The sequence below is a fragment of the Flavonifractor sp. DFI.6.63 genome, from assembly GCF_024462255.1.
Classification (GTDB): Bacteria; Bacillota; Clostridia; order Oscillospirales; family Oscillospiraceae; genus Lawsonibacter_A; species Lawsonibacter_A hominis.
In genome coordinates, this window is sequence record NZ_JANGBE010000011.1 from 67,942 (window position 1) to 94,659 (window position 26,718).

Here is a 26,718-nt window from a genome sequence, read left to right on the forward strand (position 1 = left end):
AGGGGGCGCCGGGCGCCAAACGTTCGCGCAGCCGGGCCGATTCCCCCGGTCCCGATAAGAGCTAATACCAGGTGGGCGCAGGCAGATAAACGCGTCCGCCGATGACCTCCGCCGGATACGAACGGGACATGCGCTGTGCGTAATCACGCAGACGTTCCATGGAATCTACCGCCTGATAGCTTGCGTTGAGCTGTTCCTGTACATAGGAAGGCAGGGAATTGAAGTAGGCCTCTGCCTCCGGCTCATGGCGGAACAGGGCGTAAAGATCCCGATAGGGCTGACGCATACGAATCACCTCCGGATCAGTATGCGCCGCTCCAGCGCCCTTTACGCAGGAAATGATTGCGCGTTCGCCCGAACCTACGCGGAAGGCGAAACGGAGCCGCGCCGCTGTGCAAGGGCGCGTTAAAAGCCCCAGGCGGTTTTCAGGCGCAGCAGCGCGCCGGTCATATCCTCCGCCGCGATATGGGTGTAGCCCAGGATCAGCGCAGCCTTCCGCCCAGAGGGAGCAGGGGCCAGATCATAGGCGGAAAGCGGTGAGAGCCCGACGCCGGCTTCGGCGGCCCGGCGCACCAGTTCCGCCTCGTTGCGTCCCTCCAGCCATAGGAGGAGGTGCAGCCCGGCATCCCCTCCGGAAAACCGGCCGATGTCCAGCAGCCCGGTTTCCTTGGCGGCGGCGCGCAGCGCTTCCCGCCGGGCCTTGTAGCGATTGCGGGCGCGGGCAAGGTGCCGCTCAAAATGACCCCGCTGCATGAACAGAGCCAGGGTATCCTGCTCAAAGGAGGGGACCGTGGAGGAGTAGAACCAGAGTTCCCGCCGCCATCGTTCCAGCAGGTGGGGCGGCAGCACCATGTAGCTGATCCGCAGGGAAGGGGCCAGAGTTTTGGCAAAGGTATTCAGGTAGATGACCCTTTCGTTCCGGTCCAGACTCTGGAGCGCGGGAATGGGGCGGCCGGAAAAACGAAACTCACTGTCATAATCGTCCTCCAGGATGTATCGGTCGGAAGCGCCGGCCGCCCAGGACAGAAGGGCGCTGCGCCGACTCACCGGCATAATGATGCCCAGCGGAAAGTGGTGAGAGGGCGTCACGTGGACGACCCGCACGCCGGAGGAGGCCAGCGTGTCCACCCGCAGGCCCTGTTCGTCCAACGGCAGGGGCGTCACCCGCGCCCCATTGCTGGTGAGAATCCGATGGGTCTTGCCATAACCGGGGTTCTCCACGCCATAGAGGCCCTCACGGCCCAGCAGCTGGATCAGAAGGCCGGTCAGATATTCCGACCCGGCCCCCACAACGATCTGCTCCGGATCGGCCCGGATGCCCCGGAAACGGTACAGGTGTTCCGCGATCGCCCGGCGCAGCCCGACGGCGCCCTGCGGATGAGATGCGGAAAGAAGCTCCGCCTCCTGTCCGTTCAGCACCTCGCGCATGAGGCGGGCCCAGGTGGAAAAGGGGAAGAGCGCGGTATCGACCCCGCTGGTGGAAAAATCGTAGCGAAACCGCTTGCGCGACCCCGCCTCCGCCGGCATGGAGACAGGCGGCGCAGCCGCTGGAGCGGGGCGGTCCGGAAGCGCTTGGACGAAAAAACCGCGTTTGGGCTCGGAGCGAAGATAGCCCTCGGCCAGCAGCTGCCCATAGGCGCCCTCCACCGTGACGACGCTGATCTTCAAATGGGCGGCCAAGGCCCGTTTGGAGGGCAGCCGTTCTCCGGCGCTCATGCGCCCCGCTTCGATCTCCCCGCGGATGTGCCGGTAAAGCTGCTCATAGAGCGGACGCCGTCCGCCGGGGTCCAGAATGGGCGTGATCATAGGGAAGCCTCCTGAAACGATAGAATTGGCCGGGTCAGATTGATTATAAACGCAGCGTCCCGCAAAAGCAAGCGGCGCGGCCAGGCCGCGCCGCTTGCTGGCTTAGAACCCCATCCGGTCCTCCAGCTGGTCTTTCATGCGGTCCATCCGCCGGGCGGCCTTTCGGGCCATGCGGCGCATGTCGTGACCATAGCCGGACTTGGAGGCCACGGCGATGCCGATCGCCGCACCGGCCACCACGCCAAGGCCCATGCCTTCCAGAAACGCATGTTTCGTCATAATTCCCGATTCCTCCTTTGCTGATGCCCTCTGATATTGTGCCCGGAAATCCAGAAAAATGCGTTGCTAAAATATGCGATTCCATATATAATAAAAACGAGAAATAAGATGTTGCTGCGGTAAGGGGACGGGGGTGGACCTGGACCCTTTTTCCATGTGCGAAAGGAGTGGTCAAGTGAAGCTGCTTATACGCCAAGGACGGCTGGTGGATCCCGTGGGCGGGATCGGCGGCGTGATGGACATTCTGATCGAGGACGGCAAGGTGGCCGTGATCGGGAGCAATATCAACGAGCCGGGGGCGAAGCTCATCGACGCCAGCGGTATGGTGGTTTGCGCGGGCCTGGTAGATATGCACGTCCACCTGCGGGAGCCCGGCTTCGAGTATAAAGAGACGGTGGAGACGGGCGCTCTGGCCGCGGCGCGGGGGGGCTTCTCTTCGATCGCCTGCATGCCCAATACCAGCCCGGCGGTGGACAGCCCGGAGCAGATCGACTTTTTGAAAGGGAAGGCGGCTGCGGCCTGCGGCGTACACGTCTGGCCGATCGGCGCGGTGACCCGCGGGCAGAAGGGACAGGCGCTGACGGATTTTGAGGCGCTGAAGGCCGCGGGTGCGGTGGCGCTGTCGGACGACGGCGTGCCGGTACAGAACGCCAACCTCATGCGGGACGCGCTGATCCTGGCCCACCGGCAGGAGCTGACCGTCCTGTCCCACTGCGAGGACGCGGACATGGTAAAGAATTATGCGGTAAACGAGGGACGGGTATCCCGCCAGCTGCGGCTGGAGGGACGGCCTGCCATCGCGGAGGAGATCATGGTGGCGCGGGACGCCATGCTGGCCGAAGAGACCGGCGGCGCGGTGCATATCTGCCATATCTCCACCGCAAAGTCGGTGGGACTGGTGCGCCGCTATAAACGCAAAGGGGTGCAGATCACCTGTGAGACCTGCCCCCAGTATTTCAGCCTGACCGAGGATGAGATATTGGCGCAGGGTTCTCTGGCACGGGTGAATCCGCCCCTGCGGACCCGCGCGGACGTGGATGCCGTGATCGAAGGGCTGAAGGATGGCACCATCGACGCCATCGCCACCGACCACGCCCCCCACTCCGCCGAGGAGAAGGCACGCCCCCTGACCGAAGCCCCCAGCGGCATGGTGGGGCTGGAGACCGCCCTGGCGGTGACGCTGACCTATCTCTATCATACCGGAGAGCTGGGCCTGTCCGATATCCTGCGGAAGATGACCATCAACCCGGCCTGTATCCTGCGTCTGCCCACCAAGGGCCGCCTGTCCATCGGGGCGGATGGCGACGTGGTGATCTTCGATCCGGAGGAGGAGTGGACGGTAGACCCGGAGCGGTTTGCCTCCAAGGGCCGCAACACCCCGTTTGCCGGAAGGACGCTGAAGGGCAGAGTGAAGTATACCGTCGTGGGCGGCGAGGTCATATACCAGGCGCAATAGAAAACATAAAAAACAGGCGGGAGCGGGGTGCTCCGCCCGGAGCCGCCTTTGACGAAAGCGGAGCGCGAGACAGACTGCCCGGCGCGGTAAACCGTGCCGGGCCAAAGGATGCCGCCGTCGGCGGTGCCGTATCAATCAGGAGGAGAAGGAAATGTCGTTTGACGTACTGCAAGACAAGATCCGGGCGATGAAAAACCCCACTGTGGTCGGGTTGGATCCGAAACCGGAGTATGTGCCCCCCCAGATGAGAAAGGAATGCTACGACCAATACGGGGAGACCCTGGAGGGCGCGGCCGAGGCCATCTACCGGTTCAACTGCGGCCTGATGGATGCGCTGTGCGACATCGTGCCGGCGGTGAAACCCCAGGCCGCTTATTATGAGCGGCTGGGCTGGCGGGGGATGGAGGCGCTGGAGCGCACCATCCGCTATGCCCGGGAAAAGGGCTTTTTCGTCATTGCGGATATCAAGCGGGGCGATATCGGTTCCACCGCCCAGGCCTACAGCGACGGCTGGCTGGGAAAGACGAAGGTGGGCTCTGCCGAGCGGACCGCGTTTGACGCCGACTGCGTCACCATCAACGGTTACATGGGGTCTGACGCCATTCAGCCTTTTATCGAGACCTGCAAGGCGGAGGACAAGTGCCTTTTTGTACTGGTAAAGACCTCCAATCCCAGCTCCGGCGAGCTCCAGGACATGGTGGCGGGGGACCGGGTAGTCTATAAGGTCATGGGCGATCTGACCGAGCGCCTTGGCCGGGGCACTGCGGGCAGACATGGCTTCCACCTCACCGGAGCAGTGGTGGGAGCAACCTATCCCTCCGACCTGCGCGAACTGCGCCGCCGCCTGGAGCACACGTTTTTCCTGGTGCCCGGCTACGGCGCCCAGGGCGGCACCGCGGAGGATGTGCAGTATGCGTTCAACAAGTACGGCCACGGCGCCATCGTCAATTCCTCCCGCGGCATCATGTGCGCCTGGCAGAAAACAGGCCGGGACGGCTCCGATTATCAGCAGGCCGCCCGGGACGCCGCCGTCGCCATGCGGGACGATATCAAACAGTTCGTAACCATCGTGTAGCGCTGCGGCGGGAATTGGCCGGCGGCCCGGGCGCGGTGCAGAATCGGGATCTCCTACGGGCCGCAGCCGCCCCGGGATGCGCCGTCCCGCACGGAAAACGAGCAACGAGAGGGAGAAAAGCCTATGCCCATTGAGCAGATTTGTACCATTGTCAGCGCAGAAAAACTGAATGAATTTGCCTGGTCCTTTACCCTGGAGGCGGGGGACCTGGTGAAGCGGGAAGGCCTGCGGGCCGGACAATTCCTCCATGTCAAATGCGGGGCGGAGCATTTGCTCCGCCGCCCCATCTCGGTGTGCCTGGCCCAGGCGGACGAGCCGGTGGATCTGGTGCGCATCGTCTTTGAGGTGCGGGGCGAGGGCACCGCATGGCTCTCCCGCCGAAAAGCGGGAGACCGGCTGAGTGTGCTGGGTCCGCTGGGCAACGGCTTTGAATGCGGCGAAAAGGACCGCCTGCTGCTGGTGGGCGGCGGCATCGGCGTGCCGCCGCTGCTGGGACAGGCCGCCTATACCTGGGGGCGTTCCGTTGCCGTGCTGGGCTTTCGCTGCGCGGAGCGGGCGATGCTGGTGGAGGACTTCCGGGAAAAATGCACTCAGGTCGTTTTGTGCAGCGACGACGGAAGTCTGGGGCATCACGGCTTTGTGGATGAGCAGGTGCGGCGGATCCTCGCAAAGGATCAGACGGTTGCGTCTGTCCTGGCCTGTGGACCCAAGCCCATGCTGCGCGCGGTGGCGGCGGCGGCGGCGGAATACGGGGTGCGCTGCCAGGTCTCCCTGGAAGAGCGCATGGCCTGCGGGATCGGGGCCTGCCTGGGCTGCGCGGTCCGGATGGCGGATGGGACCATGAAGCATGTATGCAAGGACGGTCCGGTGTTCGAAGCGGAGGAGGTGGATTGGAATGTCTAACCCGGTGGAGCTGTCCGTCGATCTGGCGGGCGTGCATCTCAAAAACCCCGTGGTGGTGGCCTCCGGCACCTTCGGCTTCGGCAAGGAGTACGGCGCCTTTTACGATCTGTCCGAGCTGGGCGGCATCTGCTGCAAGGGACTCACTCCGGCCCGCCGGGAGGGGAATCCGCCCCCCCGCATTGCGGAGACCCCCATGGGTATTCTCAATTCCGTCGGGCTCCAGAATCCCGGCGTAGACGCCTTTATCGCGCAGGAACTGCCGGAGCTGAAGCGCCACGACCTGGCCATTATCGCAAATATCTCCGGCAATACCCCGGAAGACTACGGTGTTATGTGCGAAAAACTCTCGGCGGCAGGGGTGGATATGATCGAGGTGAACATCTCCTGCCCCAACGTAAAGGCGGGCGGCCTGGCCTACGGCACCCGGCCTGAACTGGCCGCGGAGGTCACTGCGATCGCCAAAAAGCACGCATCCGTTCCGGTGATGGTCAAGCTTTCGCCCAACGTCACGGATATTACCGAGATTGCCCGGGCGGTGGAGGGCGCGGGGGCGGACGCGCTGAGCCTCATCAACACCCTGCGGGGCATGCGCATTGATGTGCATACCCGCCGCCCCATTTTAAAAATGAATACCGGCGGCCTGTCGGGACCTGCCGTGCTGCCTGTGGCGGTGCGGATGGTTTGGGAGGTGGCGGGCGCCGTCAAGATCCCGATTTTGGGGATGGGCGGCGTTTCCAGGGGAGCGGATGCGGCCCAGCTGATGCTGGCGGGCGCTGCTGCCGTGGCGGTGGGCACCGCCTGCTTCGACGATCCCTTCGCCCCGCTCAGGGTGCGGGACGAGCTGGCCGCCCTTGCTGCGGGACAGGGGCTTGACAGGGTGTCCGAGCTCACCGGCGGCGTCCGCCCCTGGTAAGGAGAGCCGGATGGAAGGACAGGGCGTCACCTTTACCGTCTCCTGCGCGCTGGAGGAGTGCGCGGAGCGGATCTGCCGCGCCGTTGTGGACGGCAGCGTTACCGGCGAATGCATCGACCGCTACCGGGCCGGCGGCCCCGACGGACGCAGCTGCCTGGCGCTGGTCTTTGAAAAGCACTATTACCGGGCGGGAAACCGTCTGACGTTGACCGCCCTGCTGGACGACCTGAGCGGAGTGACCCGGGTCCATCTGGTAGGCGGCGGCGGGGGAGAGGGGCTGTTTCGGTTCGACTGGGGCGCGGCGGAGGATTTTGCCGCCGTGGCCGCCGAAGCCCTGCGCCCCTACCGGCTGTGACCGGGCAGTGTCCCGGAGCGGCGGAAAGGAAGCGATGGCATGGCGGTCGTTAAGACCCTCTATCCTGCCGGAACGGCGGAGGAATGCGCGCGCTGCATAACCGAAACGATGCTCGGCAAGGGCTTCAGCCAGGGGCGGGAGGCGGACCGCTATACGGTGGAGACCGCAAGCGGCACAATCCTGGTGCTGGTATTTGAAAAGTACTTCCTGTGGCAGCGGGGAAATTTGACCCTGACGGCGGTACTGGACACTGCGGAAGGCGGCGCGGTCCGGGCGCATCTGATCATTGCAGGCGCCAATGAGGGGACCGGCGCGGAGAAAAAGCTGTTGGAATGGCTGGAAAAGGCCCTTCCGGCCGGCTGACGGATACCAAACAAGAGAGTGTGTAATCATTTATGACCCGATTTTATATCATCCGCCATGCAGAGGCGGAAGGAAACCTGTACCGGCGTGTCCACGGCTGGTATGACAGCCTGATCACCGACAACGGTTACCGGCAGATCGCCGCTCTGGCCGGACGCTTCCAGGACGTCCCCATCGACGCGGTGTATTCCAGCGATCTCTTTCGTACCCGTACCACTGCCGGAGCCATTTGGAAGCCCCGGGCTCTGGCGCTACATACCCGCAGCGACCTGCGCGAGATCGGCGTGGGCGCCTGGGAGGACCGGACTTGGGGGGATCTGGAGCGGCACGACGCACAGGAACTGCTCCGCTTCAACCATAGCGCCCCGGAGTTCCGGGTGGAGGGGGCGGAGACCTTCGATCAGGTGCAAACGCGCATGAAACGTGCGCTGCTGGACCTGGCGCGGCTGCATCCGGAACAGACGGTGGCGGTCTTTTCCCATGGCACGGCTATCCGGTGTCTTCAGGGGGCCCTTCGCGGCCTGGGACCGGGGGAAATGGATGCGCTGGGCCACAGCGACAACACCGCCGTCACCTGCTTGGAGGTGGAGGACGGACAAGCCCGTATTCTCTTTGAAAACGACAATTCCCACCTGCCGGAGGAAATCTCCACGCTGGCCCGGCAAAAGTGGTGGAAGGAGCAGGGCGGCCGGGCGGCTGACGCCAATTTGTGGTTTCGCCCGCTGGACATGCAGAACGAGGCGGCGTGGTACCGTGCCGCCCGACAGGACGCGTGGCTGGATATCCACGGTCCCCGGATTCCCTTTGACGGGGAGGGCTTTGTGAACGACGCCCTGCGCTGCTGGCGGCAGGACCCGGCGCAGGCGGTCGTGTGCGCGATGCGGGGCGATGAGACCGTCGGGGTGCTCCAGCTGGACCTGGAACGGCATGCCGGACAGGATGTAGGTTATATCCCGTTTGTCTACATGACGCCTCAGCACCGCAAACAGGGGCTGGGCGTACAGCTGATCGGTCAGGCGGTGTCCGTATACCGGCCTCTGGGCCGGCGGTATCTGCGTCTGCGCTGTGCGCCGGATAACGCCGTCGCCCAGCGGTTCTATCGGAAATACGGTTTTATCAAAGTGGGCGAGGACAAGGGCGCCCGTATCACTTTAGATCTATTGGAGAAATATATTGGATACGAACCGAATCAAGCGTGACCGCTTTCTGCCGGTCAGCCGGGAGGATCTGGCGGAGCGCGGCTGGGATGAATACGATTTTCTGGTGATCACCGGGGATGCCTATGTGGATCACCCTACCTTTGGCCCGGCCATCATCTCCCGTCTGCTGGAGTCTGAGGGCTACCGGGTAGCCATCCTGGCACAGCCGGACTGGCGAAAGGAATCTGCCTTTACACAGCTGGGGCGACCACGCTTTGGGGTGTTCCTTTCCAGCGGGAATATCGACTCGATGGTCGCCCACTACACCGTGGCGAAAAAACGCCGTCACGACGACGCCTATTCCCCGGGAAACCGGACGGGCCTGCGGCCCGACCGGGCGGCCATCGTCTATGCCAATAAGGCGCGGGAGGCCTTTGGAGACCTTCCGTTGATCGTAGGCGGGCTGGAGGCCAGCCTGCGCCGTTTTGCGCACTATGATTATTGGGAGGACAAGGTGCGCCGCGCCATTCTCTTCGACAGTCAGGCGGACCTGCTGGTCTACGGTATGGGAGAGACCGCCACAAAGGAGATCGCCGCCCGGCTGGCCTCAGGCACTCCGGTGGAAGAGATCACAGATGTAAAGGGAACTGCCTTTATTGCAAAAAGCCCGGGGGCGTGTGTCTATCCCAAGGTGGAGTGCCCTTCTTTTGAACAGGTGAGCGGCGACAAGCGCGCCTATGCGCAGGCCAACCAGATTCAGTATGAGGAGCACGATCCGATCCGGGGCCGCGCCATCCTCCAGCGCCACGGAGCGCGCCTGCTGGTGGTCAACCCGCCCGCCATGCCGCTGACCACGGCGGAGCTGGACTTTGTGGCGGAGCTGCCCTACGTGCGGGAGCCCCACCCCATGTATGACGCGATGGGCGGCGTGCCCGCCATCGAGGAGGTACGCTTTTCAGTGGCCCACAACCGCGGGTGCTTCGGGGCGTGCAACTTCTGCTCCCTGGCCTTCCATCAGGGGCGGATCATTTCCGCCCGCAGCCATGCCAGCGTGCTGCGGGAAGTGGAGGCGCTGACGAAGCACCCCGGCTTCAAGGGCTATATCCACGACGTGGGCGGCCCAACCGCCAATTTCCGACATCCGGCCTGCGCCAAGCAGCGCAAGGCGGGGGTGTGTAAGAACCGTGCCTGTCTGGCCCCAACGCCCTGTCCCAATCTGGACGCCGACCACACCGACTATCTGACGCTGCTGCGCCAGGTGCGGGCCGTTCCGGGGGTGAAGAAGGTCTTCATCCGTTCGGGGATCCGGTTTGATTATCTGCTCCAGGACAAGAGCGGAGAATTTTTTGCTGAACTGGTCCAGCATCATGTCTCCGGCCAGCTGAAAGTGGCGCCCGAGCACTGTGTGGACGGGGTGCTGGACTATATGGGCAAGCCCCACATCGCTGTTTATGAGCGCTTCAAGCAAAAATACGACCGTCTGAACCAGCGATACGGCAAGCAGCAGTATCTGGTGCCCTACCTGATGTCTTCCCACCCCGGATGCACGATGGACGACGCGGTGCGTCTGGCGGAATGGCTCAACCGCACCGGACGCCAGCCGGAGCAGGTGCAGGATTTTTACCCCACGCCGGGAACGCTGTCCACCTGTATGTATTATACCGGTATCGATCCCCGCACCATGAAGCCGGTCTATGTGCCGAAGGACCCCCACGAAAAGGCCATGCAGCGAGCACTGATGCAGTGGAAGCGCCCGGAAAAGCGCGCTTTGGTGCGGGAGGCGCTGCACGCCGCCCACCGGGAGGACCTGATCGGCTATGGCAAGGGGTGTCTGCTGCGCCCCTCCGCTCCGGCCAAGGCGGGCGGGAAACCCGCCGGACATGAGCAAGGCCGCCGCATCCAAGACCAGGGAAGGCCGGATCCAAAGTCGCCGGCAGAAGAGAAGCCCCGCCGGCGCCCCGCCAAAAAGGCGGGTTGGGCGGCGGCAAAGCCCAAGAAAAATGCCAGGCCCAAAGCAAAGCGATAAAAAGCCGCCCCGCCGCAGCTTTGAACTGCGGCGGGGTCTTTTTATGCTTCGCTCCCAACGATGCGGGGCAGCCGCGGGCCCAGACGGGAGAGAAGCTCATTGGTGATGGTGCCCGCCGCCTCAGCTGCTGCTTCGGCGGTGAGCACGGCGTCGCCATCCCGGCCGATGAGCGTGGCGGTATCTCCAGGGCGGACATCGGGGATCTCGGTCACATCCGCCAGAAGCTGATCCATACAGATCAGACCCGCAATCGGGGCCGGCTGGCCGTGGAGCAGTACCCGGCCTCTGCCGCAGGAAAGGGCGCGGGGCCAGCCGTCGGCATAACCGATTGTGATCAGGGCCAACCGGGTCGGGCGGGATGCGGTGAACGCCCCGTCGTATCCGGCGTGCTCGCCCGGCTCCAAAGTGTGGATTTGGGCTACCCGGGCCCGGAGCGCAAGGACCGGGCGCAGGTCGGGGCAGATGCGGGGATGATCCTGGGGAGCGCTGAGCAGGCCATACAGCGCGATGCCGGTGCGTACCCAGCCGCAGCCCTCCAGGGGGCCGTAGTTGAGCAGACCATAGCTGCTTTGTATATGGAGCGCTCCGATGGGCAGACCGGCGCCGCTCAGGGTTTCCACCGCGTGCCAGAAGCGGCGTATCTGCGCCTGGGTGCAGGCTTGATCGGAGGGAGAACAGGTCTCACTGGCGGCCAGATGGGTAAACAGCCCCTTTACCTGCAAATGGGAGCAGGCGTAGAGTTCGCGCAGAGAAGCCGCGTCATCCCACCCGGTACCGAGGCGGTGCATCCCGGTGTCTATCTTGATATGGACCCGCAGGCGTTTTCCGCAGCGGTCCAGGAGCCGGGCGTGTTCCGGACTCGCCACCGTCTGGGTCAGGCGATAGCGTCGCAGCAGCGGGACCGCCCCGGCACCGGACCAGCCCAGCACCAGAATGTCTCCCCGGACGCCGCCCCGGCGCAGACGGGCTCCTTCTGCGGCGGTGGCCACGGCGAAGGACCGGATGCCGGCCTTTTGACAGATGCGGGCGCATTCCAGGTCGCCGTGTCCGTAGGCGTTGGCCTTCAGCACCGCCGTGAGTGCGCATCCCTCCGGCAGCAGGCCGGACAGGACGTTGACATTGTGCCGCAGGGCGGCGGCATCCAACTCGATCCAGGCCCGGCCCCGTTCCGGCTCCGGGCGCTTTCGGGGGACCAACGCAAAGGGAGCCGCCAGCAGACCGGAAAGAAAGATCACCGCCAGATAGTGGAGCAGGCGGTTTTCAATGAGCAGCGCGCTCAGGCCAAGCGCCTTGGCCCCGCCGCGGACGAGCAGAATGCAGAGCGGATGGAGCAGATACACCGCGGCAGACCAACGGCGCAGTTGGGGACGGGCCGGCAGATCCAGACCGCGCAGCCAGCAGAGCAGAAAGAAAATACAAAGCGGCAACGAGAGGTAGAGTGCGTCAAAGCGCGCAAGGTGAAATTGCTTTACAAGAAGTCCTTCGGCCAGCAGAAGCCCCAGAGAGAGCAGCAGCCCGGCAGCATACCGGCCATCAGCGCGCCGGTTTCCCCTACCGGCAAGCCAGCCGCCCAACAGTAGAAACAGGGGCGCGAAGAACAGGCCGTTGCGGGTATAGTCAAAGCACTGGAGCAGAGCTTCATAAAATGCCTTCAACGGTGGTATCGCATTTGTAAAGGCATAGTAGCTGTCACCAAGCAGGCCCAGGACGTAAAGGACAGCACAGACTGCCGCGGCAGTGGCCAAACGAAGCCGCCGGACCAGCAGGCAGACGATGCATCCACCCAGCAGCACGGCGGGAAAATACCACAGGTGATAAAAAAGACCGTTGAAACAGGCGTCGCGCAGCAGCTCCAAAGGAAGCCCGGGTTGAGAAAAATAACCGCTGTAGAGGTTGATGGGAGCGTACAGCAAAGCGGAGAGGCCGTAGAGGAGAAGGCCCTTTTTTAAAAAGGGGAGCAGGGCGCTCACGCCCCGAGCCCGCAGCTCCGGCACGAGGAAATATCCGCTGACGGCGAAGAAAAAGGGAACGGCCAGCCGGGCCAGAATATCACAGAGCAGGTAGTTGACGTCGCGGCTCCAGGAGAGCAGCGGCCCGGTGTGTATGGCCACCACCAGCAGCGCCGCGACGGGCCGGAAGCGATCCAGTCCGCCCAATCGGCATTGCTTCATCCTGCGTCCCTCCACAAAGTGAACACCATGCCGCCGGTATTGGTGTCCGAACACTGGCAGGGCATGCCGGAGGAAAGCAGCGCTTCCAGAGTGTCCAGATGTCCGTCCGGTGCGTAACATACCTCGAACGAGCGGCCTGCCGCCCGATAACGCAGAGGAGCGCCCTCTGCCGGAAACGTCCGCAGCCATGCCAGATATTCTTCCAGCACCAGATTCCGCTCCGTCATGATCCGGGCATGGGGCCAGCCCACATAGCGGAAATGCCAGGGCTCCCAGCCGATCCCGGTGATCGCTTCCTTTCCCTTTGGGTAACGGAGCACGAAGCCGTAATCCGCCGCCTTTTCCCGCAGAGCACGGCAGGGGCCCGAGTCGGGGAAGCAGGGGCATATGAAATCCAGATCAGGCACATTCTCGCCCAGATCCACGGCCAGACCGGTCTGGTGTTCACTGCACCCCGGCGCGGCCACATAGGTCCGTGTGAACCGGAGCCCCCGTTCCCGTACCGTATCGTCCCAGATCTGCCGCTGCTCCCGCTGGGAGCGGTAACCGCTCACCGGAATCACGCTTCCCTTTGCCCCGGCGGCCTGCAGCAGTTCATCCAACATGACCTTGGCGCGGCGGTGAAGCAGAATGTCCGGATGCCGGCGATCCACCGCCGTCAGTTCTTCGGACTCCGGCGCCCGGAGAAGCGGGTGCTCCCGGTTGACCAGCAGAAGCGTCCCGGCGGCAGGCCACGGAGGAGCAGATTTCATGCGCCCACCGCCAATTCGATCGCACGGTCCAGAAGCGCCCCGAATTCCAGGCCGATGCCGTGCATCATGTTGGGGTAACGGCTGTGACTGGTGAAGCCGGGGATGGTATTGACTTCATTGAATACCACACGGCCCTCCGGCGTTAAAAACAGGTCCACGCGGGCAAAGCCCGAGCAGTTCAGCGCCCAGTAGACCTTACAGGCCGCCGCCTTGACGGACTCCGCCTTTTCCCGGGAAATCCGGGCGGGCATATGGATCTGAGCGGTCATCAGGTTGTATTTTTCCGTGTAGTCAAAAAATCCCTGCGTCAGCTCGATTTCGTCCACTTCGCCTACGGTCAGCCCCAGATTGCCCAACACAGCGCAGCCCACCTCAAAGCCGGGCACCGCTTCCTCTAAAAGGATCTTGCTGTCATGCTCCAGCGCGGCGGTCACCGCCGCGTCCAGCGCGTCGGGGCGCTCCACCCGGCTGACGCCGAAGGAGGAGCCCGCCCGGGCAGGCTTGACGAACAGCGGATAGCCCAGTCGTGCAGCCTGGGACGGCAGCATGGCTCGATCCTCGCCGGCGCGGAACACCACCGAACGCGGCACAGCCACGCCGGACTGGCCGGCCAGGCGATGGGCCAGGTCTTTATCCATACAGACCGCGCTGGCACATGTTCCGCATCCGACTATCGGGATTCCGGCAAGCTCCAGCAGGCCCTGTACGGTTCCGTCCTCGCCGTTTTTTCCATGGAGCACCGGAAAGGCCGCATCCAGGCGGACGGCGGTTATTCCGGCGGGGGCGATCACCAGCAGACCATGCAGGCCGCGGTCCGGAGAGATGACAGCCGGGATGGTGCGGCGTGTGTCTTGGTGCCAGGTATCGTCCAGCAGAGCTTCCAACGGGCCGGTATACAGCAGCCATCGGCCCTCCCGGGTGATCCCCAGCAGCACCGGTTCATATTTTTCCGGGTCCAAGTGGGCGAGCACCGCGTGAGCGGATTGAAGCGAAACGGAGTATTCGCTGGAGCAGCCGCCGAACAGAACGGCCAACTTTCGTCGGGACATAACCATACCTCCCTGTTTTGTTTGTCCAAAGCATAACAAAAAAGGGACCTGGAGATATGAAAACAAGCCGTCCAAAGACTTAAGAAATCAGAACGCGATTCTTAAAAAAGACAAACATCCCGCAGCATAGGCTCCTATGCTGCGGGCGCGACCGCTTTTTCGCCGCTTCAAACAAACTGCGGCATGGAAAACCCATGCCGCAGTCTGTCCTTTGGTCAGTGCAAGGCGTCTTTTACTCCGGTGCCGATGTCACGGGCGGCATTGCCGACTCCATTGACGATATCACCGGCGGCATTGCCGACTCCGCCGACGATATCGCCGGCCGCATTGCCGATATCACGGCCGGTTCCGGTACGCGGAGTGGGGCGGATGGTGGTGCCGGCGACGCCTCCGGTCCCTGTGGTGCCGGGGGTGCCGGTGGCGTGCGCGTCATTGGTCGACTCATTGCCAATGATGCCGTCGTTATCATTAACGGCGCCATCATTGGTCCCTGGGGTCGTGACCGGACTCGTACTGGGCGTAGCGGTAGCGGCCGGTGTCGTGGGGGTCGGGGTCACATTGGGCGCCTTGTCCCGGGTACAGCCGGCCGTAGTGAGCGTCAGAGCCAGCCCCAGGCACAGAATTGTCAAAATCCGTTTCATTCCGTATCCTCCTGCTGATTACGCAGTTTTTTAGATGATCTCCATCCGCAGTTTAGTATGCACGGCGCCAGTCGCTTTACGCCCGGTAAAATTTTTGTTTTTTTATAAATTGCGCTTGCAAAAGGTGGGAAGAACTGTTATATTAATAACAGTAATAGTTACTGATCTCGAAAGAGGAGATGAGCAATGAAGGGCAAACGATACTCACGGCAGCGGGAGTTGATTTTTGAGGCATTGAAAGCCAGCCATGAACATCCGACGGCGGAGATGATGTATCAATGGCTCAAGCCGGAGAATCCAAATCTGAGTCTGGGGACGGTCTATCGCAATTTGAATCTGCTGGCAGACGAGGGCGCCATCGTGCGCATGGCGTTTCCGGTGGAGCGGTATGATGCCAATACCATGCCTCATCCCCATTTCAGGTGTTCCGCCTGCGGCGCGGTATATGATTTGGGCCTGCCCTATGACCGGGGACTGGATGAACAGGCGCTTTTGCACAGCGGCCACGACGTGCATGGTCATGAGGTCCTTTTTCATGGGATCTGTGTCGGCTGCAAGCGGGTGCATTGACTTATTTTCCTCAATTGATCGCGAACCAAAAACAGCGGACCGAACAAAAATATAGTAGAAGGAGTGTCATGAAGTATGGAACTGAAGGGCAGCAAAACGGAAGCCAATCTCTGGAAAGCTTTTGCGGGGGAGAGTATGGCCCGCAATAAGTATGACTATTTTGCCAGCAAGGCCAAGAAAGAGGGCTACGAGCAGATTGCGGCTATTTTTCAGGAGACTGCGGGCAATGAAAAGGAGCACGCCAAACTCTGGTTCAAGGAGCTGGGCGGGATCGGCGATACCCCGGCGAATCTGAAGGCTGCCGCTGCGGGCGAAAAGGAAGAATGGACCCAGATGTACCGGGAGATGGCCGAGACTGCCAAAGAGGAGGGCTTTGAAAAACTTGCCTTCCTGTTCGAAGGCGTCGGAAAGATCGAAAAGGAGCACGAGGAGCGTTACCTGACCCTGCTGAAGAATCTGGAAGAAGGCGTGGTCTTCAAGCGCGGCGACGAGTACATGTGGAAGTGCCGCAACTGCGGTCATATCCACATTGGCAAAGAGGCGCCCGAGGTTTGCCCGGTGTGCGCGCATCCCCGCGCTTATTTTGAGCTGCGGGCCCAAAATTACTGAGAAAGTTCCGCCCGGACCCCGGCGCTGAGGCGCGGGCAGATCTGTGACGCGCCTGCAGGCGCAGGAAAAGACGAGACGGATCGGGCGGCGATCGCGTGTAAGCGCTCAAGCCCGGACCGGCATACATCCCTCTCTGCTGCAAAAGGCCTTCGGCCTGTCTCGAGCGACGGAACGGCATGGCATAACGCCATGCCGTTTTTCCGGCTTTAAACGCATGCGGATCATGTTTTGGCCGCACATTTTTGTCGCATGCTGTAAATTGCTCTTTTCTTTTTATGCATAACTGGTGTATAATATAATTATCTATGTGTATTATTGATTGCCTGGAGGAATCCGAATGACCAGAACTGCCGCCCGAGAGATTGCCGTCCACTTCACGTTTGAATTGGGCTTTACCGGGCAGACTGCCGAAGCGCTGCTGGCGCAGGCTATGAATCGTACCACCTTCGCCTCCATCGGGGAGGAGGAGCCCCTTTACAGCGAGTACCCCAACGAGACCCAGCGCGCCTATATCAGCGCGCTGGTGAAGGGGGTGTATGAACACGCGCCGGAATTGGATGAGTACATCTCCCGCTACGCGATCGGCTGGAATTTTGCGCGGCTCAACCGGGTGGCGGTGGCGATCATGCGGGTCGCCATGTATGAGATCCTGTATATGCAGGACATCCCCAATGCCGCCGCGATCAATGAGGCGGTGGAACTGACCAAGCACTACGAGGAACCGGAGGTGGTCTCCTTCGTAAACGGTATCCTGGGCTCCTTCGTACGCAGCGAGTGCCCGCCGGATCCGGTGGGGCTTCCCACCACGCCCAAGGATGCGCCCTGACATGCGCGCGCTTGGGATCGATACCAGCAACTACACCACTTCCGCCGCTGTTTTTGACGGAACGGCGGGAAGGAACGCCGGACGGCTGCTGGACGTGCGGCCCGGCGAACTGGGGCTGCGTCAGTCCGACGCCCTTTTTCAGCATGTCAAGCATCTGCCCGACCGCTTCGCCGAGCTGGAGGCGGAGGGCTGGCTGGAGGGAATCTCTGTGGTGGGGGCATCTACCCGCCCCAGGGCGGTGGAGGGCTCCTATATGCCCTGCTTTTTGGCGGGGGAGAACCAAGGGCGCGTACTGGCCGGGGTTTTGCACGTCCCGTTCTGTCCCGTCTCCCACCAGCAGGGTCATATTGCAGCCGCAGCCTGGTCGGCGGGACGGTCGGAGCTGCTGGATGCGCCCCTGCTGGCCTGGCATCTGTCCGGCGGCACGACTGAGCTTTTGTATGTGCATCCACAGGGAACCAATGTCTGCGCGGTGCGCATCGGCGGCACCAGCGATCTCTCCGCCGGACAGCTGATCGACCGTACCGGCCTGCTGCTGGGCCTGGATTTCCCGGCGGGGAAGGCGTTGGATGCCCTGGCGGCGGAGGCTCCGCCCTGCCGCGGCTTTCCCGTCCGGCGCAACGATCTGACCTTTTCCCTTTCCGGAATGGAAAATCAGGTGAAACAGTTGGCGGCGCGGGGGGAGGCGGCGGGCCGGATCGCACGCTTCGTGCTGGAGACGCTGGCGGACGTTGTGCGCCGGTGTACCGATGCCGCGCTGGAGCGGTATCCCGGCCTGCCGGTGCTCTGCTCCGGCGGTGTATCCTCCAACCGTCTGCTGCGCAGCGTGTTGGACGGCGCGGTCTTCGCCCGTCCGGAATATTCTGCCGACAACGCCATGGGCGTGGCCATCCTGGCCCGGCGGAGCCTGGAAGGGGGGCGCGCTTGATGAGCACGGCACCTGTTTACAGCGTTACCCAGGTCAATCAATATATCAAGGGCCTGCTGGACGGCGACAGCGCCCTGTCCGGCCTTTTCGTACGGGGCGAGATCTCCAATTATAAGGCCTATCCCTCCGGTCACCACTATTTTTCCCTGAAGGATGGGGAGGGGGCCATCCGCTGCGTCATGTTCCGGCGCGAAGCCATGTCGCTGCGCTTTCGCCCGGAAAACGGCAAAAAGGTGGTTGCCTTCGGCCGGGTCACCGTGTTTCCCAGGGACGGCCAGTATCAGCTTTATTGCAGCGCCCTCTCCCCGGATGGGATGGGCGATCTGCATGCGGCCTTCGAACAGCTCAAGGAAAAGCTTTATCAGGAGGGGCTGTTTGACCAGGCTCATAAAAAAAAGATTCCCCGGTTTCCGGAGCGTATCGCCCTCATCACCTCCTCCGCCGGTGCGGCGGTGCGGGATATGATCCGCATCCTGGGCGCCCGCTGGCCCATGGCGGAGGTGCTGGTACTGCCGGTGCGGGTGCAGGGGGCGGAGGCCCCTGGGGAACTTTGCGCCGCCATTGCCTGGGCCAACCGCCATCAGGCGGCGGATTTAATCATTACCGGCCGGGGCGGCGGCTCCATGGAGGATCTGTGGGCCTTCAACGACGAGAACGTGGCCCGCGCCATCTACGCCTCCCGTATTCCCGTGATCTCCGCCGTGGGCCATGAGCCGGACGTGACCATTTCCGACTTTGTGGCCGACTTGCGGGCGGCTACCCCCTCCAACGCGGCCGAGCTGGCCGTCCCCGACCAGAACGAGCAGTATGCCGCGCTGGATCAGCTGTCCCGGCGGCTGGGCCGCGCCGTGTCCCGGCGGCTGGATGGGGCGCGCTTCCTGCTGGAGCGGGCCCGGCGCTGCCGTACGCTTCAGGACCCCATGAGTTATGTGAATGACCGGCGCGTCCTGTTGGATTATCAGCGGGAAAAGCTGGCCCATGGGCTGCGGGGCACGCTGGGCCGGGAACGGGAACGCTTTGCGCGGCGGGCGGCCACACTGGACGCCATCAGTCCGCTGAAGGTCCTGGGCCGGGGCTATGCGATCCCCAGGAACGAAGACGGGCATGTCGTCCGCTCCATCCGGGAAGCACATCCCGGCGACAAGCTGGAACTGCGCATGGCGGACGGCAGCATCGATTGCAAGGTTCTGTAGGGGCGGGCGTTTCCCGCGCCGCTGGGAAAGGGAGAGATCATATGGCAGAGAAAAAGCTGAATTTTGAGCAGGCCATGGCCCGCCTGGAGGAAATTGTGACCAGGCTGGAACAGGGGGACGCCCCGCTGGAAGAGGCCCTCACGCTGTTTGAGGAGGGAACCGCTCTGATGAAGAAATGCTCCGGCATGCTGGACAAGGCGGAGCAGAAGGTCAGCAAGCTGCTGGCCGGGCCTGACGGCGGCCCGGTCAAGCAGCCCTTTGACGGGGAGGGACGGGAATGACCCATCAGCAGCGGCTGGACGGACACCGGGCACAGATCGAAACCTGGCTGAACGAGTGCTTTCAGGAGCGGGAACCAAGGGGCGATCTGTACGACGCGATGTATTACAGCCTTTTGGCGGGGGGCAAACGGATCCGGCCTGTGCTGGTGCTGGAGACCTGCCGGATGTGCGGCGGCGACCCGGCGGCCGCGCTGCCTTTTGCGGGCGCCGTCGAGATGATCCACACCTACTCTCTGATCCATGACGATCTGCCCTGCATGGACGATGACGATCTGCGCCGGGGCCGTCCCACCAACCATAAGGTATACGGCGAGGCCACGGCGGTGCTGGCGGGCGACGGCTTGCTCACGGCTGCTTTTGAGACCATGCTGGAGCTGCCGCCGGAGCTGCCGCCGGAGCGTGCGCTCGCGGCGGCAGGCCTACTGGCCCGTGCGGCCGGCGGCAGAGGCATGGTGGGCGGGCAGGTGCTGGATATGGCGGGGGAGGGACACTCGCTCAGCCTGGCCGAGGTAGAAGAACTGCAGCGGCTCAAGACCGGCGCGCTCATTGCCGCGGCGGCGGAAATGGGCTGTATCGTGGCCGGCGGCACACAGGAGCAGCGTCAGGCCGTGCGGCATTATGCGGAGCGTCTGGGTCTGGCCTTCCAGGTCCGGGACGATATTCTGGATGTAGTGGGAGACGAGGCTACCCTCGGAAAGCCCATCGGTTCCGACGCCAGAAGTGAAAAAACGACGTTTGTGACCCTCAAGGGCCTGGATGCCTGCCGGACGCTGGTAAAGCGCCTGACCGGCGAGGCGATAGAGGCTCTTGCCCCCTTCGGCGGCGAGGGCGGCGCCCTGTGCTGGCTGGCGGAACAGCTGGCCGGACGGGAGAAATGAGGGAAGGGGCAGTCGGATGTTAAAAAACGCAGTGGACTTTTTAACCGGCAATCTGATTTTGAATCTGGCGATTTTGGCCTGGGCGCTGGCGCAGGTGATCAAGTTTGTGATTACTCTGATCACCAAGCATAAGCTTGATTTTCGCAATATCCTCTCCAGCGGCGGCATGCCCAGCTCCCATTCCGCCTTTGTATGCGCCTGCGCTTCAGCGATGGGCGCTATGTATGGCTGGACGTCTCCCACCTTTACGCTGGCGGCGGTGGTGGCCATCGTGGTCATGTACGATGCGGCCAACGTACGCAAGGCGGCGGGGGAACAGGCCAAAATTCTCAATTATATTATGGAACACTGGACGGAGATGAAGCCCGCCCTCTTTGGCAAGGAGCTTAAGGAGCTGCTCGGCCATACCCCGTTCCAGGTGCTCATGGGCGGCCTGCTGGGGATCGGCGTGGGGCTGCTGGGCGCCTGGTGGTTTGCATGAAACAGGCCAAGGAAGGCCTGGAGGTGATACCATTCTTAGCTTGGATACATTGACAAACGACCTCAGCGGCCTGAACGACAGCGAAGCGGCGCAGGTCTGCGCCCTGCTGCGGGCGCGGCTGATCGATACGGTCTCCCGTACCGGCGGACACCTTGCCTCCAGTCTGGGGGCGGTGGAACTCATCGTGGCCATTCACCGGGTATTCGATACCGGGCGGGACCGGCTGGTCTTTGATGTGGGACATCAGTGCTATGCGCACAAGATTCTGACCGGACGCAACGACGCGATGGAAACGCTGCGCACCTTTGGCGGGATCGCCGGGTTTCCCAAACCGGCGGAAAGCGTCTGCGACGCTTTTGTAGCGGGGCATGCCTCCAACTCCGTATCCGTGGCGGTTGGAATGGCAAGGGCAAGGACCTTACAGAAGCAGGACTATCATGTTTTGGCGTTGATTGGGGACGGAGCGCTGTCCGGCGGCCTGGCTTACGAGGGATTGTCTGACGCAGGCGACAGCGGCGAGCCGCTGATCGTCATACTCAACGACAACGGCATGTCAATCACCAAAAGCGTGGGCGGTGTGGCAGACCACCTGGCACGCCAGCGCCTCAAGCCCCAATATCTGCAATTCAAAAAGGGCTATCGCAAGGTCATGAGCGTGCTGCCGTTGGGCGGACACATTTATAATGTGACACACAAAATCAAAACAGCGGTCAAAGAGACGCTGCTTCCGTGCAGCCTCTTTGAAGATATGGGCTTTACCTATCTGGGTCCGGTGGATGGTCATGACGTGAAGGGATTGACCCGGCTGCTGGGCTACGCCAAGGAATTAAAAAGCCCTGTTCTGCTCCACGTCAGAACTGTAAAGGGAAAGGGCTATCCACCAGCGGAGCGCAATCCGGACCGCTTTCACGGCGTGGGCCGGTTCTGCGTGGGGAACGGGGAGCCGGTACAGCCGCCGAAGCCGAACTTTTCCGCAGTGTTTGGGCAGACCATGTGCGCACTGGCCCAGCAGGATGAACGGTTGGTCGCCATTACTGCGGCCATGCAGGGAGGTACCGGTCTGGACGAATTTGCCCGGCGCTTTCCCCAGCGCTTTTTCGATGTGAGCATAGCGGAGGGCCATGCCGTAACGATGGCGGCCGGTATGGCAAAGCAGGGGATACGTCCGGTCTTTGCCGTATATTCCTCCTTTTTGCAGCGCGCCTATGACATGCTGATCCATGACGTGGCCCTCCAGCAGCTCCACGTGGTGCTGGCGGTGGACCGGGCCGGTCTGGTGGGGGAAGACGGAGAGACCCATCACGGGGTATTCGATCCGGCCTTTCTGGACACGGTACCCGGCATGACCGTTTTGTGCCCCAGCAGCTTTGCGGAACTGCGCTCCATGCTCTCCTATGCCGTCTATCAGGTCAATGGCCCTGTAGCGGTGCGCTATCCGCGCGGCGGGGAAGGGACGTATACCGCCGATTCTGCGCCCGCGCCCGCGTGCATCCTGCGGCGGGGGAGCGACATCACATTGGCCGGCTACGGGAGCATGATCGATCCGCTGCTGGACTGTGCCCGGCGGCTGGAGCGCTATGGCGTTCAGGCTGAAGTCGTAAAGTTAAATTGCATTACACCCATAGCGTCGGATATTCTGTTGGAATCTCTGCGCAGGACCGGACGGCTTCTGGCAGCGGAGGACAGCGCTCCCTCCAACAGCGTGGGGAACCGGCTGGCCGCCGCCGCCGCACGCGCCGGTATTCCGCTCAAAGGACTGGCTCTGGCGGATACCGGGCCGGGGTTTGTGACGCATGGGACCGTACAGCAGCTGCGGCATTATTGCGGCCTGGACGGTGAGAGTCTGTGCAGAAAGGCGTTGGAGGTCTGCGGACATGGCAACGGTTAAAAAGCGGCTGGATCTGCTGCTGGTGGAACGGGGACTGGCGGAAAGCCGCCAGCGGGCCCAGGCGGTGATCATGAGCGGTCAGGTCTATGTGAAGGACCGGAAGGTAGAGAAGGCAGGCGCCCCGGTCGAAGAAAACGCGCCGATCGAGGTGCGTGGACAGACCCTTCCCTATGTGAGCCGCGGCGGGCTCAAGCTGGAAAAGGCGCTGAAGGTATTTACCGGCATTGATTTGACAGGAGCCCATGCGATTGACGCAGGCGCTTCCACCGGCGGTTTTACCGACTGTATGCTTCAGAACGGTGCGGAGAAGGTGTACGCTGTGGACGTGGGCTACGGTCAGTTGGCGTGGAGCCTGCGCAGCGACCCAAGGGTCGTGTGTATGGAACGGACCAATGTACGCTACCTCACGGCGGAACAGATTTCAGAGTCCCTGGACTTTGGCACCGTGGACGTGTCCTTCATCTCTCTGCGCCTGATCCTGCCCGCCCTGCGCGGCATCCTGAAAGAGGATGGGCAAGTGGTATGCCTTGTCAAGCCGCAGTTTGAAGCGGGCCGTGAGAAGGTGGGGAAAAAGGGGGTGGTTCGGGACCCGGCAGTCCACCTGGAGGTGCTGGAGCAATTCCTGCGCAACGCGGCGGAAGCGGACTTTTCTGTAAAGGAAATAAGCTTTTCGCCCATCCGCGGGCCGGAGGGAAATATCGAATATCTGGGACATCTGACCGCCGGAGCCGGAACGCCGTGGAACGGAGACCTGAAGGCCTTGGTGGAAGCCTCTCACGACGCGCTGGAGGGAGAGAGAGCATGAAAGTGGTACTCAGCCCCAACCCCTACCGGGATCGTGGGATCAAGGCGGCCCAATCCGCCGAGCGCATTTTGAAAAACGCCGGGGTGGAGACCGCCATGTGTCTGCCGTTTCAAGTGGAGGGCACCAATGTGGAGCTGCCCAGACACATCCGCTTTCTGGACACCCAGCAGGAATTGAAGGACGCGGACATGCTCATCTGCTTTGGCGGGGATGGAACCATCCTCCACGCGGCCAAGGACGCCAATGCCTGCGGCGTGCCCATCCTGGGGGTCAATTTGGGCAGTGTGGGCTTTATGGCGGAACTGGAGCAGAGCGAGCTTTCCCATCTCTCCAAAATTGCTGCCGGCCGGTATACCGTGGAGTCCCGCATGATGCTGGATGTGACGGTCCGCCGGGAAGGTAAAAGCGTTTACACCGATATTGCGCTCAACGACGCGGCTCTGACCAAGGGCGCGGTGGCCCGCATGGTGGATCTTGAGGTCTGCGCCGACCAGATGCGGATCTTCAGCTTTTCCTCCGACGGCGTCATCGTCAGCACGCCGACCGGCTCCACCGCCTATTCCATGTCGGCCGGCGGTCCCATCGTCGAACCGACGGCGGAAAATATCATTATTACTCCGATCTGCCCCCACGCGCTGTCCGCCCGTTCCTTTGTGCTGGGAAAGGAGCGGACGGTCTCCGTCAAAATGGGACGTGCCGCCCGGAAGACGACCTATCTCTCCGTGGATGGCGGAAAGGCGTTCAAACTCAACGGCGGGGATGTGGTGGAATTGAAGATGTCCGCCTCCAAAACCCATCTGGTTCGGCTGACGAACCGGTCCTTTTATGATATTTTGAACCAAAAGTTGGGAGGAGCGTAACCATGAAGTCAAAACGGCAGCAGGAGATCTTACGTATCATTGAGGAGCGGGATGTGGAGACCCAGGATCAATTGCTCTCGGAGCTGAAGGCGCGTGGGGTCCAATCCACCCAGGCCACGATTTCCCGGGACATCAAGGAACTGCATCTGGTCAAGGAATTGACGGGGTACGGCACGTACAAATACGCCGTATCGGAGCGCAAGACCTCCCTGAACTTTGCCGGGAGGCTGCGCACGATTTTTAAGGAGGGGGTCATTTCCTTCGATCTGGCGCAGAATATCGTGGTATTGAAAACCATGCCCGGCCTGGCCTCCGCCGCCTGCTCCGCCATCGACGGGATGGAGATCCAGAATCTGGTCGGCAGCCTGGCCGGAGACGACACCGCTATTCTGATCCTGCGCACCAATGAGGATGCGGCGGAATTCTGCAACGAAATCCATAAGATGCTGAAATAAGCCCGGAGAGGGACGCTGCCACGCCCGGCGCCGGATCCGGGGCGGCGGAACGTCTGTAAGACTGGTGGTGAGACGATGCTTTCTTTGCTCCATATCGAAAATATTGCGGTGATCGAATCGGCGGATATCCAGTTTGACCGGGGCTTCAACGCGCTGACCGGCGAGACCGGCGCGGGCAAGTCCATCGTGGTGGACGCCATCGGAGCGGTCATGGGCGAGCGTACCAGCCGCGACCTGATCCGCACCGGGGCCAGGTCTGCGTTGGTGAACGCGGTGTTTCAGGGCTTGCCGGAACTGCCTTGGTTTCGGGAAAACGGCATGGGGCCGGATGAGGACGGAACGCTTCTGCTTCAGCGTGAGATCCAAAGCGATGGGAAGAATGTCTGTCGTCTGAACGGTCGGCTGATCACGGTATCCCAGCTTCGGGCGCTGGGACGGCAGCTGTTGAACATCCATGGCCAGCACGACGGGCAGCAGCTTTTGGATGAGAGCTGCCACCTGGGCTACCTGGACCGCTTCGGCGGTACCCAGGCGCTTTGCGCGGCCTATCAGGCGGCCTTTGACCGGTTCCAGGCCATACGGCATGAAATGGCCGCGCTGGAGATGGACGAGGCGGAAAAGGCCCGGCGGATCGACAGCCTGAGTTTTCAGATCAGCGAGCTGGAGCGGGCCGGTCTGAAACCGGGCGAGGATGAGGCGCTGAGCGAACGGCGTGTGTTGCTGCGCAATGCGGGCCGGCTCATCGAGGCGGTGGAGATCGCCCACGCGGCTCTGTCCGGCAGCGACGAACTGGAGGGCGCCGCGGCTCTGATCGCACAGGCGGAGGGGGCGCTGCGCGCCGCCGGGCGCATGAGCGCTCCAGTGGCCGAATTGGCTCAGCGGCTGTCGGGGCTGCGCTCCGATGCCGACGATCTGGCCGAGCAGGTCCGAGAGCTGCGTTGCGGCTTTGAGTTCGAGCCTGGTGAATTGGATGAGATCGAGGGCAGGCTGGACGTGATCTACCGTTTGAAAAAGAAATACGGCGACACGGTGGAGGAGATGCTGGCCTATCTGGACCGCTGCCGGAAGGAGCTGGATGAGATCCAGTTTTCCAGCGACACGCTGGCGCGGCTGGAGAAGAAACGGGACAAGGCGCTGGAAGAGACGCGTGAGAGCGCCAAACGGCTCTCCGATGCGCGGCGTCAGGCGGGCGAAACGCTCCAGAAGCGCATCCAGTCCGAGCTGGCCCAGCTGGACATGCCCAAGGTGCGTTTTCAGGCGGAATTCCGGGAGAAGGGCGGAGAGTACGGTCTGGATGAGACGGGGATGGATGAGGTGCAGTTCCTCCTGTCCGCCAACGTGGGAGAGGATCTGAAGCCGATCCAGAAGATCGCCTCCGGCGGCGAGCTGGCCCGCATCATGCTGGCCCTGAAAAACGTGCTGGCGGAAAACGACGACGTGGGCACCCTGGTCTTTGATGAGGTGGACACCGGCGTGTCCGGCCGTGCGGCCCAGAAGGTGGCGGAAAAACTGGCCGATGTGGCCGGGCGCAAGCAGGTGCTCTGCGTGACCCATTTGCCCCAGCTGGCGGCGATGGCGGATGTACATTTTTCAGTGGAAAAAGGAGAGCGCAAGGGGCGGACCTTTACGCAGGTGGAGGTTTTGGACCGGGAGCGACGCAAGGCGGAGCTGGCCCGGCTGACCGCCGGAGCGCAGATCACCCCCGCGGCGCTGGAGAGCGCGGGGGAACTGCTGGACGCGGCGCAGCGCTATAAAAAAGAAAGTCGTTGACAAACAAAACGGGTTATACTATAATGCAAGGCAATATCAAACTGCGATGACAGGGAAGAGTACCAGGAAGGCGCCTGCCCAGAGAACCCCCGAAATGGTGCGAGGGGGAGAGGGGCCGCCTGGGAATACGCCTTGGAGCAGCCGCCGGAACGGTTTTGACCTAGTAGGGCTGTGTCGGGTGCGCCCGTTACCGCGTCTGGGGTGTGACTGCACCCGATGAGGCCGTTGTCTGCGAGGAGACGGCGA

General features: G+C 62.5%; 28 protein-coding genes. 21 read left to right on the forward strand and 7 right to left on the reverse strand.

The genetic code is table 11. From position 1 onward, the window contains the following. Positions 1 to 61 precede the first annotated feature (61 nt). The 3 genes from NE547_RS07940 to NE547_RS07950 all read right to left on the reverse strand — a co-directional run bounded on the left by NE547_RS07940 (position 62) and on the right by NE547_RS07950 (position 2,085). Positions 62 to 286, reverse strand: a complete 225-nt coding sequence (locus tag NE547_RS07940) for a hypothetical protein (protein ID WP_256175262.1) — start codon at positions 284 to 286, stop codon at positions 62 to 64. 119 nt (positions 287 to 405) lie between these two features. After that, positions 406 to 1,806 (reverse strand): PLP-dependent aminotransferase family protein, encoded by a 1,401-nt coding sequence (locus NE547_RS07945; protein ID WP_256175263.1) that lies wholly within the window; start codon positions 1,804 to 1,806, stop codon positions 406 to 408. A gap of 102 nt (positions 1,807 to 1,908) precedes the next feature. Then, the gene (locus tag NE547_RS07950) at positions 1,909 to 2,085 is read right to left on the reverse strand and encodes a hypothetical protein (RefSeq protein WP_256175265.1); all 177 of its coding nucleotides are present in this window, start codon (positions 2,083 to 2,085) and stop codon (positions 1,909 to 1,911) included. Positions 2,086 to 2,260: 175 nt separating this feature from the next. Here NE547_RS07950 and NE547_RS07955 point away from each other — a divergent pair, with 175 nt between their 5' ends. From NE547_RS07955 to NE547_RS07990, 8 genes are all read left to right on the forward strand, one after another. Then, a complete protein-coding gene (locus NE547_RS07955) occupies positions 2,261 to 3,541 on the forward strand; it encodes a dihydroorotase (protein ID WP_256175267.1) in 1,281 nt (426 codons plus the stop codon). 151 nt (positions 3,542 to 3,692) lie between these two features. Next, positions 3,693 to 4,616: an orotidine-5'-phosphate decarboxylase gene (gene pyrF / locus NE547_RS07960; protein ID WP_256175269.1), complete on the forward strand. Its 924-nt coding sequence runs from the start codon at positions 3,693 to 3,695 to the stop codon at positions 4,614 to 4,616. A gap of 123 nt (positions 4,617 to 4,739) precedes the next feature. Next, the gene (locus NE547_RS07965; protein WP_256175271.1) at positions 4,740 to 5,519 is read left to right on the forward strand and encodes a dihydroorotate dehydrogenase electron transfer subunit; all 780 of its coding nucleotides are present in this window, start codon (positions 4,740 to 4,742) and stop codon (positions 5,517 to 5,519) included. Further along, the gene (locus tag NE547_RS07970; protein WP_186906419.1) at positions 5,512 to 6,432 is read left to right on the forward strand and encodes a dihydroorotate dehydrogenase; all 921 of its coding nucleotides are present in this window, start codon (positions 5,512 to 5,514) and stop codon (positions 6,430 to 6,432) included. The genes NE547_RS07965 and NE547_RS07970 overlap by 8 nt, the downstream gene beginning before the upstream one ends. A gap of 10 nt (positions 6,433 to 6,442) precedes the next feature. Next, entirely contained in the window at positions 6,443 to 6,787 is a 345-nt protein-coding gene (locus tag NE547_RS07975) for a DUF6054 family protein (protein WP_186906420.1), read from the forward strand. A gap of 39 nt (positions 6,788 to 6,826) precedes the next feature. Beyond that, positions 6,827 to 7,150, forward strand: coding sequence for a DUF6054 family protein (locus NE547_RS07980; RefSeq protein WP_186906421.1), 324 nt, complete (start codon positions 6,827 to 6,829; stop codon positions 7,148 to 7,150). 32 nt (positions 7,151 to 7,182) lie between these two features. Beyond that, complete coding sequence (locus tag NE547_RS07985; protein ID WP_256175273.1) at positions 7,183 to 8,349, forward strand: bifunctional histidine phosphatase family protein/GNAT family N-acetyltransferase; 1,167 nt, start codon at positions 7,183 to 7,185, stop codon at positions 8,347 to 8,349. Beyond that, on the forward strand, positions 8,324 to 10,315 hold the full coding sequence (locus NE547_RS07990) for a YgiQ family radical SAM protein (RefSeq protein WP_256175274.1): 1,992 nt from the start codon (positions 8,324 to 8,326) through the stop codon (positions 10,313 to 10,315). The genes NE547_RS07985 and NE547_RS07990 overlap by 26 nt, the downstream gene beginning before the upstream one ends. 41 nt (positions 10,316 to 10,356) lie before the next feature. Here NE547_RS07990 and vanT read toward each other — a convergent pair whose 3' ends face one another. The 4 genes from vanT to NE547_RS08010 form a co-directional block, all read right to left on the reverse strand. Then, on the reverse strand, positions 10,357 to 12,486 hold the full coding sequence (vanT, locus tag NE547_RS07995; protein WP_256175275.1) for a serine racemase VanT catalytic subunit: 2,130 nt from the start codon (positions 12,484 to 12,486) through the stop codon (positions 10,357 to 10,359). After that, complete coding sequence (locus NE547_RS08000; protein ID WP_256175277.1) at positions 12,483 to 13,238, reverse strand: M15 family metallopeptidase; 756 nt, start codon at positions 13,236 to 13,238, stop codon at positions 12,483 to 12,485. Before NE547_RS08000 ends, vanT begins: the two co-directional genes overlap by 4 nt. Beyond that, complete coding sequence (vanG, locus tag NE547_RS08005) at positions 13,235 to 14,287, reverse strand: D-alanine--D-serine ligase VanG (protein WP_256175278.1); 1,053 nt, start codon at positions 14,285 to 14,287, stop codon at positions 13,235 to 13,237. The genes NE547_RS08000 and vanG overlap by 4 nt, the downstream gene beginning before the upstream one ends. Before the next feature lie 215 nt (positions 14,288 to 14,502). Further along, a complete protein-coding gene (locus NE547_RS08010; protein WP_256175280.1) occupies positions 14,503 to 14,928 on the reverse strand; it encodes a hypothetical protein in 426 nt (141 codons plus the stop codon). A gap of 186 nt (positions 14,929 to 15,114) precedes the next feature. Between NE547_RS08010 and NE547_RS08015 the strand changes: the two genes are divergently transcribed. From NE547_RS08015 to recN, 13 genes are all read left to right on the forward strand, one after another. Beyond that, positions 15,115 to 15,498 carry a transcriptional repressor gene (locus NE547_RS08015; protein ID WP_186906427.1) on the forward strand — a complete coding sequence of 128 codons (384 nt, stop codon included), beginning with the start codon at positions 15,115 to 15,117 and terminating at the stop codon, positions 15,496 to 15,498. A gap of 75 nt (positions 15,499 to 15,573) precedes the next feature. Beyond that, on the forward strand, positions 15,574 to 16,107 hold the full coding sequence (gene rbr, locus NE547_RS08020; protein ID WP_186906428.1) for a rubrerythrin: 534 nt from the start codon (positions 15,574 to 15,576) through the stop codon (positions 16,105 to 16,107). Positions 16,108 to 16,444: 337 nt separating this feature from the next. Next, a complete protein-coding gene (gene nusB / locus NE547_RS08025; RefSeq protein ID WP_186906429.1) occupies positions 16,445 to 16,933 on the forward strand; it encodes a transcription antitermination factor NusB in 489 nt (162 codons plus the stop codon). Position 16,934: 1 nt separating this feature from the next. Next, complete coding sequence (locus NE547_RS08030) at positions 16,935 to 17,861, forward strand: DNA-binding protein (RefSeq protein WP_256175282.1); 927 nt, start codon at positions 16,935 to 16,937, stop codon at positions 17,859 to 17,861. Then, positions 17,861 to 19,054, forward strand: a complete 1,194-nt coding sequence (gene xseA / locus NE547_RS08035) for an exodeoxyribonuclease VII large subunit (protein WP_256175284.1) — start codon at positions 17,861 to 17,863, stop codon at positions 19,052 to 19,054. The genes NE547_RS08030 and xseA overlap by 1 nt, the downstream gene beginning before the upstream one ends. Before the next feature lie 41 nt (positions 19,055 to 19,095). Next, positions 19,096 to 19,335, forward strand: a complete 240-nt coding sequence (gene xseB, locus NE547_RS08040; protein ID WP_256175286.1) for an exodeoxyribonuclease VII small subunit — start codon at positions 19,096 to 19,098, stop codon at positions 19,333 to 19,335. After that, entirely contained in the window at positions 19,332 to 20,213 is an 882-nt protein-coding gene (locus NE547_RS08045; protein ID WP_186906433.1) for a polyprenyl synthetase family protein, read from the forward strand. The genes xseB and NE547_RS08045 overlap by 4 nt, the downstream gene beginning before the upstream one ends. 16 nt (positions 20,214 to 20,229) lie before the next feature. After that, complete coding sequence (locus NE547_RS08050; RefSeq protein WP_186906434.1) at positions 20,230 to 20,694, forward strand: divergent PAP2 family protein; 465 nt, start codon at positions 20,230 to 20,232, stop codon at positions 20,692 to 20,694. 40 nt (positions 20,695 to 20,734) lie between these two features. Beyond that, complete coding sequence (dxs, locus tag NE547_RS08055; RefSeq protein ID WP_186906435.1) at positions 20,735 to 22,582, forward strand: 1-deoxy-D-xylulose-5-phosphate synthase; 1,848 nt, start codon at positions 20,735 to 20,737, stop codon at positions 22,580 to 22,582. Next, positions 22,569 to 23,387 carry a TlyA family RNA methyltransferase gene (locus NE547_RS08060; protein WP_186906436.1) on the forward strand — a complete coding sequence of 273 codons (819 nt, stop codon included), beginning with the start codon at positions 22,569 to 22,571 and terminating at the stop codon, positions 23,385 to 23,387. Before dxs ends, NE547_RS08060 begins: the two co-directional genes overlap by 14 nt. Further along, positions 23,384 to 24,247 (forward strand): NAD(+)/NADH kinase, encoded by an 864-nt coding sequence (locus NE547_RS08065; RefSeq protein ID WP_186906437.1) that lies wholly within the window; start codon positions 23,384 to 23,386, stop codon positions 24,245 to 24,247. Before NE547_RS08060 ends, NE547_RS08065 begins: the two co-directional genes overlap by 4 nt. Positions 24,248 to 24,249: 2 nt before the next feature. Beyond that, positions 24,250 to 24,702 carry an arginine repressor gene (locus NE547_RS08070; protein ID WP_186906438.1) on the forward strand — a complete coding sequence of 151 codons (453 nt, stop codon included), beginning with the start codon at positions 24,250 to 24,252 and terminating at the stop codon, positions 24,700 to 24,702. A gap of 75 nt (positions 24,703 to 24,777) precedes the next feature. After that, positions 24,778 to 26,472 carry a DNA repair protein RecN gene (gene recN / locus NE547_RS08075; RefSeq protein ID WP_186906439.1) on the forward strand — a complete coding sequence of 565 codons (1,695 nt, stop codon included), beginning with the start codon at positions 24,778 to 24,780 and terminating at the stop codon, positions 26,470 to 26,472. Positions 26,473 to 26,718 lie beyond the last annotated feature (246 nt).

What these genes read in the sequence shown, in the direction of transcription:
- NE547_RS07940 (WP_256175262.1), bottom strand. Translation starts at nt 286, where the DNA reads ATGCGTCAGCCCTATCGGGATCTTTACGCCCTGTTCCGCCATGAGCCG.
- NE547_RS07945 (WP_256175263.1), bottom strand. Translation starts at nt 1,806, where the DNA reads ATGATCACGCCCATTCTGGACCCCGGCGGACGGCGTCCGCTCTATGAG.
- NE547_RS07950 (WP_256175265.1), bottom strand. Translation starts at nt 2,085, where the DNA reads ATGACGAAACATGCGTTTCTGGAAGGCATGGGCCTTGGCGTGGTGGCC.
- pyrF (WP_256175269.1), top strand. Translation starts at nt 3,693, where the DNA reads ATGTCGTTTGACGTACTGCAAGACAAGATCCGGGCGATGAAAAACCCC.
- NE547_RS07965 (WP_256175271.1), top strand. Translation starts at nt 4,740, where the DNA reads ATGCCCATTGAGCAGATTTGTACCATTGTCAGCGCAGAAAAACTGAAT.
- NE547_RS07970 (WP_186906419.1), top strand. Translation starts at nt 5,512, where the DNA reads ATGTCTAACCCGGTGGAGCTGTCCGTCGATCTGGCGGGCGTGCATCTC.
- NE547_RS07975 (WP_186906420.1), top strand. Translation starts at nt 6,443, where the DNA reads ATGGAAGGACAGGGCGTCACCTTTACCGTCTCCTGCGCGCTGGAGGAG.
- NE547_RS07980 (WP_186906421.1), top strand. Translation starts at nt 6,827, where the DNA reads ATGGCGGTCGTTAAGACCCTCTATCCTGCCGGAACGGCGGAGGAATGC.
- NE547_RS07985 (WP_256175273.1), top strand. Translation starts at nt 7,183, where the DNA reads ATGACCCGATTTTATATCATCCGCCATGCAGAGGCGGAAGGAAACCTG.
- vanT (WP_256175275.1), bottom strand. Translation starts at nt 12,486, where the DNA reads ATGAAGCAATGCCGATTGGGCGGACTGGATCGCTTCCGGCCCGTCGCG.
- NE547_RS08000 (WP_256175277.1), bottom strand. Translation starts at nt 13,238, where the DNA reads ATGAAATCTGCTCCTCCGTGGCCTGCCGCCGGGACGCTTCTGCTGGTC.
- vanG (WP_256175278.1), bottom strand. Translation starts at nt 14,287, where the DNA reads ATGTCCCGACGAAAGTTGGCCGTTCTGTTCGGCGGCTGCTCCAGCGAA.
- NE547_RS08010 (WP_256175280.1), bottom strand. Translation starts at nt 14,928, where the DNA reads ATGAAACGGATTTTGACAATTCTGTGCCTGGGGCTGGCTCTGACGCTC.
- NE547_RS08015 (WP_186906427.1), top strand. Translation starts at nt 15,115, where the DNA reads ATGAAGGGCAAACGATACTCACGGCAGCGGGAGTTGATTTTTGAGGCA.
- rbr (WP_186906428.1), top strand. Translation starts at nt 15,574, where the DNA reads ATGGAACTGAAGGGCAGCAAAACGGAAGCCAATCTCTGGAAAGCTTTT.
- nusB (WP_186906429.1), top strand. Translation starts at nt 16,445, where the DNA reads ATGACCAGAACTGCCGCCCGAGAGATTGCCGTCCACTTCACGTTTGAA.
- NE547_RS08030 (WP_256175282.1), top strand. Translation starts at nt 16,935, where the DNA reads ATGCGCGCGCTTGGGATCGATACCAGCAACTACACCACTTCCGCCGCT.
- xseA (WP_256175284.1), top strand. Translation starts at nt 17,861, where the DNA reads ATGAGCACGGCACCTGTTTACAGCGTTACCCAGGTCAATCAATATATC.
- xseB (WP_256175286.1), top strand. Translation starts at nt 19,096, where the DNA reads ATGGCAGAGAAAAAGCTGAATTTTGAGCAGGCCATGGCCCGCCTGGAG.
- NE547_RS08045 (WP_186906433.1), top strand. Translation starts at nt 19,332, where the DNA reads ATGACCCATCAGCAGCGGCTGGACGGACACCGGGCACAGATCGAAACC.
- NE547_RS08050 (WP_186906434.1), top strand. Translation starts at nt 20,230, where the DNA reads ATGTTAAAAAACGCAGTGGACTTTTTAACCGGCAATCTGATTTTGAAT.
- NE547_RS08060 (WP_186906436.1), top strand. Translation starts at nt 22,569, where the DNA reads ATGGCAACGGTTAAAAAGCGGCTGGATCTGCTGCTGGTGGAACGGGGA.
- NE547_RS08065 (WP_186906437.1), top strand. Translation starts at nt 23,384, where the DNA reads ATGAAAGTGGTACTCAGCCCCAACCCCTACCGGGATCGTGGGATCAAG.
- NE547_RS08070 (WP_186906438.1), top strand. Translation starts at nt 24,250, where the DNA reads ATGAAGTCAAAACGGCAGCAGGAGATCTTACGTATCATTGAGGAGCGG.
- recN (WP_186906439.1), top strand. Translation starts at nt 24,778, where the DNA reads ATGCTTTCTTTGCTCCATATCGAAAATATTGCGGTGATCGAATCGGCG.